Annotated in this window: 7 protein-coding genes; all 7 read left to right on the plus strand. The window is 63.4% G+C overall.

Annotated elements, in window-relative coordinates; translation table 11 throughout:
- Positions 1 to 79: 79 nt before the first annotated feature.
- On the plus strand, positions 80 to 2,851 hold the full coding sequence (locus NUW51_RS00120; RefSeq protein WP_265561661.1) for a TonB-dependent receptor: 2,772 nt from the start codon (positions 80 to 82) through the stop codon (positions 2,849 to 2,851).
- An 85-nt stretch (positions 2,852 to 2,936) separates the two neighbouring features.
- Positions 2,937 to 4,460, plus strand: coding sequence for a tryptophan halogenase family protein (locus NUW51_RS00125; protein WP_265561662.1), 1,524 nt, complete (start codon positions 2,937 to 2,939; stop codon positions 4,458 to 4,460).
- Positions 4,457 to 6,247: an alpha-amylase family glycosyl hydrolase gene (locus tag NUW51_RS00130; RefSeq protein ID WP_265561663.1), complete on the plus strand. Its 1,791-nt coding sequence runs from the start codon at positions 4,457 to 4,459 to the stop codon at positions 6,245 to 6,247. Before NUW51_RS00125 ends, NUW51_RS00130 begins: the two co-directional genes overlap by 4 nt.
- Positions 6,244 to 7,851, plus strand: coding sequence for an alpha-amylase family glycosyl hydrolase (locus NUW51_RS00135; protein WP_265561664.1), 1,608 nt, complete (start codon positions 6,244 to 6,246; stop codon positions 7,849 to 7,851). Before NUW51_RS00130 ends, NUW51_RS00135 begins: the two co-directional genes overlap by 4 nt.
- Positions 7,848 to 9,881, plus strand: a complete 2,034-nt coding sequence (locus NUW51_RS00140) for a glycoside hydrolase family 97 protein (protein ID WP_265561665.1) — start codon at positions 7,848 to 7,850, stop codon at positions 9,879 to 9,881. The genes NUW51_RS00135 and NUW51_RS00140 overlap by 4 nt, the downstream gene beginning before the upstream one ends.
- 119 nt (positions 9,882 to 10,000) lie before the next feature.
- The gene (gene zwf / locus NUW51_RS00145) at positions 10,001 to 11,455 is read left to right on the plus strand and encodes a glucose-6-phosphate dehydrogenase (RefSeq protein WP_407696299.1); all 1,455 of its coding nucleotides are present in this window, start codon (positions 10,001 to 10,003) and stop codon (positions 11,453 to 11,455) included.
- Positions 11,448 to 12,149: a 6-phosphogluconolactonase gene (gene pgl, locus NUW51_RS00150; RefSeq protein ID WP_265561667.1), complete on the plus strand. Its 702-nt coding sequence runs from the start codon at positions 11,448 to 11,450 to the stop codon at positions 12,147 to 12,149. The genes zwf and pgl overlap by 8 nt, the downstream gene beginning before the upstream one ends.
- Positions 12,150 to 12,155: the final 6 nt, after the last annotated feature.

A 12,155-nucleotide genomic window follows, 5' to 3' on the forward strand; every position in this document is an offset into this window, starting at 1 on the left:
CGTCACCCTCGATACGCTCCCCCGTCATGAAGGTCGTTCGAAGTCAGGCGGCGACCGTCCAGGGGAGGATCCTAAGGAAATGAAGAAGATCACCATGCTTCGTGGTGCGGTCACCGTCAGCGCGATGGCGCTCGGCACCGTGCTGGCCCAGCCCGCTTTTGCGCAGGCGCAGGATGAAGTGACGCAGGATGACGCCGATGCCGTCACCGGCCCGAGCGATTCGGCCAATGCCGATCCGGGCGACGCCATCGTCATCACCGGCCTTCGCGCCAGCCTCGAAAATTCCGTCGCGGCCAAGAAGTCGAACACCTCGATCGTCGAAGTCGTCAGCGCCGAGGACATCGGCAAGTTGCCCGACGTGTCGATCGCCGAAACCTTGTCGCGACTGCCTGGCCTTGCCACGCAGCGCCTCGACGGGCGCGCCAACGTGCTGTCGATCCGCGGTCTCGCACCCGACTTCACGACGACGCTGCTCAACGGGCGCGAACAGGTCAGCGCCAACAACAACCGCGGCGTCGAATTCGACCAGTATCCGTCCGAGCTGATCAACGGTGCCGTCGTCTACAAGACGCCCGACGCCAGCCTCATCGGCCAGGCACTGGGCGGCACCATCGACATGAAGACGGTGCGTCCGCTGACCCATGGTCGCGAGACCTTCGTGATCGGGGGTCGCTACGAGTGGAACGATCTGGGCGAGATCAACCCCGATATCTCGAACAAGGGCTATCGCGCCAATGCGTCCTATATCGGCCTTAACGAGGCGGGCACGGTGGGCTGGGCGGTGGGCGCCGCGCTGATGAGCAGCCCGACCGCTGAAGAGCGCGTCCAGCTGTGGGGCTATCCGACCGATGGCGAGGGCAATTACGGGCTCGGCGGTATCAAGCCTTACATCAAGTCGAACAAGCTCGACCGCTTCGGCCTGATGGGCGTGCTCGAATTCGAGCCGACCGAAGATGCGCACCTCACGCTCGATGGTTACTGGTCGCGTTTCAACGACAACCAGGTTCTGCGTGGCCTCGAGATTCCGCTGTTCTGGGGCGGTGCGGGCATCGAGGAAGGTTTTACCATCGATCCCGAAACGAGGATTGTCGACAGCGGGACGTTCACGAACGTGAAGCCGCTGGTGCGCAACGACTTCGTCGATCGCGACAGCGAGATCTTCGCGGGCGGCGCCAACCTGCAATATGGCCTGTCGGAAGGTCTCGTGTTGGAACTCGACGCCGGTTATTCGCGCCTCGACAAGACCGAGGCCAATGCCGAAATCTATCTCGGCACGGGTCGCGGCGACAGCGGCGGCATCCTCGACGACATCGATTTCACCTATGACGACAATTACATCCCGCAGTTCGACACCGCCGTCGATTATGCGGACCCGAGCGTCATCTTCCTGACCGCGCCCCGTACCTGGTGCGGCAATCCCGAGGGGGACGGCACCTGTCAGGACGGCTTCATCAACACCCCGACCATCGACGACGAGCTGATGAGCCTGCGCGCGCAGGTCACGAAGGAAGTCGGCATGGCCGACAGCCTTCGCGTTGGCGGCAATTACAGCGTGCGCAACAAGCAGCTGGTCGATGAGGGTTACCTGCTGACCAATGTCAATTTCCCGGCCAACACGCCGGTCCCCGCGGAGTTGCTCTACGATCCGGTCTCGCTGGGCTTCATCGGCATCGACCGACTGATCGCGTTCGACAGCAAGGCCTATTACCGCGCGGGTAACTACACCGAGACCCCCGAGAGCAATTGGGAAGTCAATCGTTTCAAGAACCGCTACGATGTCACCGAAAAGGTGCTGACCGGCTTTGCCCAGTATAATTTCGACTGGATGCTCGGCAGCGTGCCGACGCGCGGCAATGTGGGGATGCAGGTCGTGCACACCGACCAGGAAGCCGACGGCTTCGTCGTGCGCCGGGTGGACAATGACATCATCCTCGAGCCGGTGACCGACGGTGATACCTACACCGAGTTCCTGCCCAGCCTGAACGCCAATTTCGAGGTCATGGACGATACGTTCGTGCGTCTCGGCCTGGCGCGCGTGCTGGCGCGTCCGCGTCTCGACCAGCTCAACCCCGGTGGCGGGTTCGGTTATGACCAGTCGCGGGCGACCAGCGCCGACATCAACCAGTCGCCGTGGAGCGCGGATACGGGCAACGCCAGGCTGCGCCCGCTGATCGCCAACACGATCGACCTCGCGATCGAGAATTATTTCGCGCCGCGCGGTTATGTCTCGCTGACGGGCTTCTACAAAGATCTGGAGACCTACATCTATCGTCGTCAGACCGAGTTCGATTTCACCGGCTATCCCTACATCGGTCAGGAGCCCGCCATTTTCCGTGGGTTCAACAACCAGTGGAGCAATGACGGGTCGGGCAAGGTCTATGGTTTCGAATTCGCCGGCTCGCTGCCGTTCGAGGTGCTCTCGCCCTCGCTCGACGGCTTCGGCGTGTTCATGTCGGGGAGCTACACCGACAGCGACGTGACGCAGGCCGAAGATGCCGACAGCACCCGTCTGCCGGGCCTGTCCGAATGGGTCGTCAACGGCACGGCCTATTATGAGAAGAACGGCATCCAGGCGCGTGTCTCGGCGCGCTATCGTTCGGAATTCCTTGCCGAAGTGTCGGGGCTGAGCCTGTCGCGCGACTTCGACATCGCCGAAGCCGAGCTGCTGCTCGATGCGCAGATCGGTTACGAATTCCAGCCGGGCTCAAGCCTCGAGGGGCTGTCGATCCTCGCCACGGGGTCGAACCTCACCAACGAGCCGTTCGTGACCTATCGCAACGAGGAGTATCTCGTCCGCGACTACAACAATTACGGACGGACCTTCTCGGTCGGCTTCAACTATCGCTTCTAGGCGGTATGCCAAGGGTTGAACGGACCGTCGCCGCCCCCTCCCCGGGGCGGCGGCGGGCCGGGCAATCACGAGAAGGAGCGCGGGCATGAGCGAGCAGCGGATAGAGACGGTCACGATCGTCGGCGGTGGGACCGCCGGCTGGATGGCGGCGATCGCGCTGGCGCGCGTGCTCGGCCACCAGGTCAAGGTGACGCTGGTGGAATCCGATGCGATCGGCACCGTGGGGGTGGGCGAAGCGACCATCCCGCCGATCAAGGAATTCAACGCGATGGTCGGGCTCGACGAGGATGAATTCCTGCGCGAGTCCAAGGCCAGCTTCAAGCTCGGGATCGAGTTTGTCGGCTGGGGCGATGCGGACAGCCGCTACACGCATCTGTTCGGCGCTCAGGGGCAGTCGCTGGGGCTGTCGGAATTTTCGCAATATTGGCTGCGCGGGCGCGAAGAAGACATCGCGCAATCATTCGAACATTATTCGCTGACCGGCGCGGCGGCGCGCGAGTTCAAGATGGCTCGTGTCGGTGCCATCAAGGGTACCCGGCTCAGCGGGATGACCTACGCCTTTCATTTCGATGCGGGCCTCTATGCGCGATACCTGCGCCGCGAAGCCGAAAAGCTCGGCGTGACGCGCATCGAGGGTAAGGTCGAGGCGGTCGAGCGCGATGACGAAACCGGGTTCGTCCGCGCGGCCGAGCTTGATGACGGACGCCGCGTCGAGGGCGAGTTCTTCATCGATTGCTCGGGTTTTCGAGCATTGCTGATCGGCGAGACGATGGGGGCCGAGTATCGCGACTGGACCCATTGGCTGCCCTGCGACAGGGCGATCGCGGTGCCGAGCGAGAATGGCGCGCGGCTTCGTCCCTATACGCAGTCCATTGCCCATGCCGCGGGCTGGCAGTGGCGCATCCCGCTCCAGCATCGCACCGGCAACGGCCATGTCTATTCCTCGGCGCACATGGACGAGGACGAGGCGACGCGCCTCCTTCTCGACACGATCGAGGGTGCGCCGCTCGACGATCCGCGCATGATCGAATTTACCACGGGGACGCGGCCCGAGCAGTGGAACGGCAACGTCGCTGCCTTGGGCCTTGCCGCCGGCTTTCTGGAACCACTGGAGAGCACGTCGATCCACCTTATTCAGGCCGGGATCAGGAGGCTGCTCAGCCTGTGGCCGGACAAGAACTGCGACCCCTCGCTCATTGCCGAATTCAACGCGCATATGGCGGGCCAATATGAGGCGACCCGCGACTTCATCATCGCGCATTATCACGTCAATCGGCGGCCCGAACCTTTCTGGCGCGAGATGGCTTCGATGGACATTCCCGACAGCCTGAAATTCAAACTCGACGTCTTCCGGGCCTCGGGGAAAAGCTATCGATACGCAGACGAATTGTTCACCGACGTTGCTTGGTTCCAGGTCCTCAACGGCCAGGGCGTACGGCCCGAGCGCTACCACCCGCTTGCCGACAAGATTTCGTCCGAGCAGCTCGGCGCTTTCCTCGGCGACATCGAATCGGTCGTCGACCGTGCCGCGGGGCAATTGCCGACACATGAGGATTTCCTGCGCTCGATCGGCGCAGAATTGACGCTTGCCGAGGAGATGGCCGGATGATGACCCTGTTGGCAGCGATCGCGCTGGCCCAAGCCGCGCCTGGCTATGGCGATGGCGCCGACTATCGTGCGCGGCCGCCCGAGGACGAGATCGTCTATTTCGTGCTGCCCGACCGCTTCGATAATGGCGATCCAGCCAATGACCGGGGCGGCATCGAGGGCGGCAAGTTCGACCATGGCTTCGATCCGGCAAGCCGCGCCTTCTACAATGGCGGCGATCTGGCCGGGCTGACGCGGCGGCTAGATTATCTCGAGGAACTTGGCATCACCGCCATCTGGTTCGCGCCCATCTTCAAGAACAAGGCCGTGCAGGGCGGTCCGGGGCAGGAGAGCTCGGGTTATCACGGCTATTGGGTGACCGACTTCACCTCGGTCGACCCGCATTTCGGGACCAATGAAGAATTCGATGCCTTCGTCGATGCGGCGCATGCGCGCGGCATGAAGGTCTATATGGACATCATCACCAACCACACCGCCGACGTGATCAACTATCGCGATGGCGGGGATTATTCCTATCGAAGCCTGGCCGATTATCCTTACTCGACGCGGGGCGGGGTCGACGGCGAGGCGATCAACGAGGGCTTTGCCGGCGATCAGGTAATGACGGTCGAGAATTTCACCCGGCTGACCGACCCCAATTACGCCTATGAGGTCGTGATTCCCGAGGGCGAGCGCGATGTTAAGGTGCCCGCCTGGCTCAACGATCCCATCTATTATCACAATCGCGGCGACACGACCTTCAAGGGCGAGAATTCGCTCTATGGCGACTTTGTCGGATTGGACGATCTTTTCACCGAGAACCCGCTGGTAATGGGCGGGATGATCGAGATTTTCGGCGACTGGATCGATCGGTTCGGGGTCGACGGGTTTCGTATCGACACCGCGCGGCACGTGAACAACGAATTTTGGCAGGCCTTCCTGCCCGCGATGGAAGCGCGGTCGGAAGCGGCGGGCATTCCGCATTTCCACATGTTCGGCGAGGTATATTCGGACGAGACGACGCCCGGCTATCTGGCGCGCTACACGCACATGGCGGCCTTTCCCGCGCTGCTCGACTTCGCTTTCTCGGCGAGCGCGATCGAGACGATCGGGGGCGAGGCGGGGACCGATGTGTGGGCGCGCCTGTTCGAAGAGGATGTGCTCTATCGCGGCGGGTTCGAGACGGCGAAAACGCTGCCGACCTTCCTCGGCAATCACGACAAGGGGCGCTTTTCGGGGCTGATCAAGGAACGGCGGCCCGATATCTCGCAGGACGAACTGCTCAAACGCGTGATGCTCGGCCATGCCATGCTGCTGACCCTGCGGGGGTCGCCGGTCATCTATTATGGCGCCGAACAAGGCTTCGTGTCCGACGGCAACGACCAGCTGGCGCGCGAGACGATGTTCCCGAGCCGGGTGGCCGAATATAATGACAATGATCTTCTCGGCACCGAGGCGACGACGGCGGAAGAGAATTTCGACCGCGAGCATCCGCTTTATCGAGAGATCGCGCGGCTGGCGGGCTTGCGGAAGGCTAGCCCCGCGCTGCGGCAGGGTCGGCAGGTGACGCGCGGTTATGGCGAGACGCCGGGGCTGTTCGCGGCCTCGCGCTTTGATCCGCAAACAGGGCGCGAGGTGCTGCTTCTCTTCAACACGAGCAACGAGGCGATCGACGGGCAGGTGCTGGTCGAGACGGGATCGATGGAATGGACGAGCCTTGTGGGGGAATGCGTATCGACGAGTTCGGCGCCCGGCAGCGTGCGCTACGCGCTGCCCCCGCTCGGCTATGCGATGTGCGAGGCGAAATGAGTGAGGCGTTCGTAAAAGGCTGCGAGGGCCTGCCATGGTGGCGGGGCGCGGTGATCTACCAGGTTTATCCGCGCAGTTTTCGCGATTCCAATGGCGATGGGATCGGCGATCTCGCCGGGATCACCGAGAAGATGGAGCATATCGCTTCGCTCGGCTGCGATGGCTTGTGGGTCAGCCCCTTCTTCACCTCGCCGATGGCCGATTTCGGTTATGACGTCGCGGACTATCGCGGGGTCGATCCGATCTTCGGCGATCTCGGCGATTTCGACGCGATGGTGGCGCGCGCGCATGACCTCGGGCTCAAGGTCATCATCGACCAGGTCTATAGCCACACCAGCATCGAGCACGCCTGGTTCGAGGAGAGCCGCCAGAGCCGGGACAATGCCAAGGCCGACTGGTATGTCTGGGCCGATCCCAAGCCCGATGGTTCGCCGCCCAACAATTGGCAGTCGGTGTTCGGCGGCCCCAGCTGGACGTGGGACGCGCGGCGCGGGCAATATTACCTCCACAATTTCCTGAAAGAGCAGCCCGACCTCAACGTGCATCACCCTGAGGTGCAGGAGGCGCTGTTGCAGGTCGCGCGCTTCTGGCTCGACCGGGGCGTGGACGGGTTCCGGCTCGATGCGCTGAACTTCGCGATGCACGACCGCGCGCTGACCGACAATCCGCCGGTGGCTGAGCCCAAGCAGCGCACGCGCAGCTTCGATTTCCAGCATCATTATCATAATCAGTCGCAGCCCGAGCTGATCGGCTTTATCGAGCGGATCGCCGAGGTGATGAACGGCTATGGCGCGCGCTTCACGCTGGCCGAGGTGGGCGGCGAACAGGCGGCGCGCGAGATGAAAGAATTCACGCACGGGCAGGACCGGCTGAACAGTGCCTATGGCTTCGATTATCTCTACGCCGACAAGCTGACGCCGCAGCTGGTGCGCGAGGCCATCGCGAGCTGGCCGGGCGAGGAAGGCGAGGGATGGCCGAGCTGGGCCTTTTCCAATCATGACGCGCCGCGCTTTGCCTCCCGCTGGTGGGGCGAGGAAGAGCGGCCGCGGGCGGTGAAGACCGCCTTGGCGTTGCTGATGTGCCTCAAGGGCAATGCGATCCTTTATCAGGGCGAGGAACTGGGGCTGCCGCAGGCCGAGGTGGCCTATGAGGATTTGCAGGACCCCGAGGCAATCGCCAACTGGCCGTTGACGCTGGGACGCGACGGCGCGCGCACGCCGATGACATGGACGGACAGCGCGTGCGCGGGGTTCGGTTCGACCGACAGTTGGCTGCCGATCGCGGGGCCGCACCGGGCGATGCATGTCGCGGCGCAGGAAGCTGATGCCGAGAGCATCCTGCATTGGACGCGCAAGGTAATTGCCTTGCGCAACGCGCATGAGGCGCTGCGCTGCGGTGAAGTCGAGGTGATCGACGAGGGCGGCGACCTGCTCGCTTTCGAACGGCGCCACGCGGGACATCGGATCGCCTGTTATTTCAACCTGACGGCGGCGCCGCTGGCGCTGCCCGAGGTCAGCGGTTCGGTGCTGCTGGCAACCGGCGATGTCGCCCCCGACCAGCGCGAGCTCGCTGCATTTTCCGCCCTCATCGTGGAGACCCAATGATCCAACGCCTCGCCCTCGGGCTCGCCGCCGCGTTAGTCGCGCTTCCCTCGACCGCACTGGCCGAGGAGGTGGTGACGTCGCCCGACGGGCGCTTGGTGCTGACGGTCGACGTCAATGGCGAGGGGCGGCCCTTTTATCGCGTGGAGCTCGACGGCGCAGCGGTGATCGCCGACAGCCGGCTGGGGTTCCTGATGGCCGATCAGGACAAGCTCGAGCGGCGGCTGGGAATCGTCGCGGCAGCGACGGGAAGCCATGACGAGACGTGGGAGCAGCCGTGGGGCGAGAAGCGCTTCGTGCGCGATGCCCACAACCAGCTGTCGGTGACGTTCCGCGAGGACAGCGAGGAGCGCCGCGAGTTCGGCGTCACCTTTCGCGTCTTCGATGACGGCGTGGGGTTTCGCTATGACTTCGAGCATGCCTCGCTGGGCGAGACGATCCGCATCGCGGACGAGCTGACCGAGTTTAATTTTGCAGACGACGGCACGGCTTGGTGGATCCCGGCGGGCGAGTGGAACCGCTACGAATATCTCTACGAGGAAACGCCAATCTCGGGCGTCTCGATGGTGCATACGCCCTTTACGGTAAAGCTGGCGGGCGGCACCCATGTGGCGATTCACGAGGCGGCGCTGGTCGACTTTGCCGGCATGTGGGTCAAGCGCACGACGGGGACGAATTTTCGCGTCACGCTGGCGCCGACGGGATCGAGCGCCGCGCGGGTCGAGCGCGCCAACGGTTTTTCGACGCCGTGGCGGACGCTGACGATCGCCGACGATGCGGCGGGGCTGGCAAACAGCGATATCATCTTGAACCTTAACGAGCCCAACAAGCTTGGCGACATGAGCTGGTTCACCCCGCACAAATATGTCGGGGTCTGGTGGAGCCTGCACCTCGACGAGGAAAGTTGGGGGTCGGGCGCGAAACATGGCGCCACCACCGCCAATGTGAAGCGCTACATCGATTTTGCCGCCGAACATGGATTTGAGGGTGTGCTGGTCGAAGGCTGGAATCTGGGCTGGGACGGCAATTGGTTCTTCAACGGGGCCGAATTCAGCTTCACCGAGGCCTATCCCGATTACGACTTCGAGGACCTGGCGCGCTATGCCGCCGAGAAGGGCGTGCCCATCGTCGGGCATCACGAGACGTCGGGCGATGTCGGCAATTACGAGGCGCAGCTCGAGGCCGGGCTCGATCTCATGCAGGCGCGCGGGGTGGGGGCGATCAAGTCGGGCTATGTCACCGACGCCTGCAACCTTCGCTACGTGCACGAGGACGGACGCGAAACGCGCGAATGCACCGAAAGCCAGGTGATGCAGCGCCACCATCTCAAGGTCGTCACCGAGGCGGCCAAGCGGCACATCGTCATCAACCCGCACGAGCCGGTGAAGGATACGGGGTTGCGGCGCACCTATCCCAACTGGGTGACGCGCGAGGGCGCGCGCGGGATGGAGTTCAATGCCTGGGGCGCTCCGCCCAATGGCCCCGATCATGTGCCGACGATGGTATTCACGCGGCTCCTGTCGAGCCCGATGGATTATACGCCGGGGATCGTCAGCCTCGAGGGGCGCGGGCAGCCGCTGCAGATGACGCAGGCGCGCAACCTTGCCGAATATGTGCTGGTCTATTCGCCCCTGCAGATGGTGGCCGACCTGCCCGAACATTATGCCGAGCATCCCCAGGCGTTCGAGTTCATCAAGCGCGTGCCCGCCGATTGGGCGGACAGCCGCGTGCTGATGGGCGAGGTGGGCGATTATGTCGTCACCGCGCGCAAGGATGCCGATAGCGAGGACTGGTTCGTCGGTGGCGGCACCAATGAGGAAGAGCGCATCGTGCGCCTTCCGCTCGACTTCCTCGACCCCGACAAAGACTATGTAATGCACGCCTGGCTCGATGCACCCGACGCGCATTTCGATGGGCCGACCCGCTTCAACATGTTCGTCCCCAAGGGTGAAGCCGTGCCATCGGATCTCGAATGGCTGACGGTGGGCATGCGGGCTGGCGGAGGCTTTGCGCTTCACTTCGAAGCACAGTAAGGCGTAGCGTCTCGGGAACGAACAGGGGGTTTCCAGCGCTGCCACGAGGTGGCAGGGAGGCTTTGCTGTGTGAACGTTCCCACCGCTAGATGATCCGTAACCGGCACAAGGATGACCTCTTGAGCGAAAAGGCCTCGACCCTTCTCCTGTTCGGCGCGACCGGCGATTTGTCGCGCCGCATGCTGCTTCCCTCGCTCTATGGGCTCTATGCCGACAAGCTGCTGCCCGAGGACGTGTCGATCATCGGCACGGCGCGCAGCGAATTGTCGGACGAGGAATTCCGCGAGACCGCGATCGAGGCGCTGCGGGCACGGCTGCCGGCCGATTTCTATAATGAGATCACGGCGCGCAAGTTCGCGGCGCGGCTCTCTTATCTGCCGGTCGATGCGACGACCCCCGAGGGCTATGACGAGCTGGCCGCGAAGATCCATATCGACAAGGGGGTCGCGATCTTCCTGTCGACCGCGCCCTCGCTGTTCACGACGGTGATCGAGAATCTCGAGCGCGTCGGACTGGCCGGGCCGAGCGTGCGGCTGGCGCTCGAAAAGCCCATCGGCACCGATTTGCCCTCGTCGCAGAAGATCAACGACGCGGTCGCCGCGGCCTTCCCCGAAGAGCGGATATTCCGGCTCGACCATTATCTCGGCAAGGAAACGGTGCAGAATGTGCTCGCGCTGCGCTTTGCCAATTCATTGCTCGAACCGGTGTGGAATGCAGGTCATATCGACCACGTCCAGATCAGCGTCGCTGAGGAAGTGGGGCTCGAGGGGCGCGCGGGCTATTATGACGATGCGGGCGCGAGCCGCGACATGCTCCAGAACCATATGCTGCAATTGCTCGCGCTGGTGGCGATGGAGCCGCCCGCCGATTACGATCCCGAGGCGGTGCGCGCCGAAAAGGTGAAGGTGCTGAAGGCGCTGCGCCCCATCCTGCCCGCCGATGCGCCCGACAATGTCATCCTCGGCCAATATGGCGAGGGCGAGATGAAGGGCGAGGCGATGCGCGCCTATGCCGACGAATTGGGCGAGAAAAGCGATACCGAGACCTTCATCGCGCTGCGCGCGCATGTCGACAATTGGCGCTGGTCGGGAGTGCCGTTCTACCTGAGGCACGGCAAGCGGCTGGCGACGCGCAAGACCGAGATCCTCATCCAGTTCAAATGCGTGCCGCATTCGATCTTTTCCAACGTCAATGCGGTGCCGCAGCCCAACGAGCTCATCATCTCGATCCAGCCGACCGAGAATATCCGATTGAAGCTGATGACCAAGACGCCGGGGCTGGACCGCGGCGGCATGGGGCTGCGCGAAGTGCCCTTGGATGTGACGTTGGACGGGGCGTTCTCTGATTATCGGCGGCGGATCGCCTATGAGCGACTGCTGCTCGACCTCATCGAGGGCGATCCCACGCTGTTCGTGCGGCGCGACGAGATCGAGGCGCAATGGACCTATATCGACCGGCTGCGTGCCAGCTGGATGGAAGCGGGCATGACACCCGAAATTTACGAAGCCGGAGGCTGGGGGCCCAAGTCCTCGGCAGAGCGCATGAAGAAAGACGGAAGGCAGTGGAATGATTGAGGCCGAATGGTGGGACTATGACGACCGCGAGGAAATGGCCGACGCGGTGGCAGGCGACATCGGCTTCATCGTCGAAAGCGCGATTGACGCGCGCGGCGAAGCGTTGCTGGCCTTTCCCGGTGGCTCGACGCCCAAGGCGGTGTGGGAGCGGTTGGCGGAAAAGAAGCTGCCGTGGAAGCGCGTGACGATCATCCCCGGCGATGATCGGCTGGTGCCGGTCGACAATGAACTGTCCAACATCCGCGCCATCGCGCAGGCGATGATCTCCACCGGCGCGCGCATCTATCCGATCGTCACCGATACCGACGATTATGTGATGGCGGGTCATGCGGCGAACGCGCGGCTGAAGGATTTGAAGTGGCCGCCCGATCTCGTCTGGCTTGGTATGGGGACCGACGGGCATACCGCCTCGATCTTCCCCGGTCCCGACCTCGACAGCGCATTGGATGCGCCCAAGGCGAATCTGGCGATCGGCGTGCATCCCGACCCCATGCCGCCCGAGGCGCCCGTGGATCGCGTGACGCTGACGCGCGCTGGTATCCTCCAGGCGCGCACGATCATCGTGACGATCACGGGGCAGGAGAAGCGCGACATCCTCGAAGCCGGGCTGGAGGACGGGCAGTCGTCCAAGCTGCCGATCGTGCGCGTGCTCGCCGAATCCGAATTCCCCATCGACATTCACTGGGCACCTTAAAGGAGC

It is taken from the genome of Sphingomicrobium arenosum (assembly GCF_026157085.1).
GTDB classification, from domain to species: Bacteria; Pseudomonadota; Alphaproteobacteria; order Sphingomonadales; family Sphingomonadaceae; genus Sphingomicrobium; species Sphingomicrobium arenosum.

Bases quoted from the DNA above. Each gene is read 5' to 3' on its own strand.
- NUW51_RS00120 (WP_265561661.1), top strand. From the start codon at position 80: ATGAAGAAGATCACCATGCTTCGTGGTGCGGTCACCGTCAGCGCGATG.
- NUW51_RS00125 (WP_265561662.1), top strand. From the start codon at position 2,937: ATGAGCGAGCAGCGGATAGAGACGGTCACGATCGTCGGCGGTGGGACC.
- NUW51_RS00130 (WP_265561663.1), top strand. From the start codon at position 4,457: ATGATGACCCTGTTGGCAGCGATCGCGCTGGCCCAAGCCGCGCCTGGC.
- NUW51_RS00135 (WP_265561664.1), top strand. From the start codon at position 6,244: ATGAGTGAGGCGTTCGTAAAAGGCTGCGAGGGCCTGCCATGGTGGCGG.
- NUW51_RS00140 (WP_265561665.1), top strand. From the start codon at position 7,848: ATGATCCAACGCCTCGCCCTCGGGCTCGCCGCCGCGTTAGTCGCGCTT.
- pgl (WP_265561667.1), top strand. From the start codon at position 11,448: ATGATTGAGGCCGAATGGTGGGACTATGACGACCGCGAGGAAATGGCC.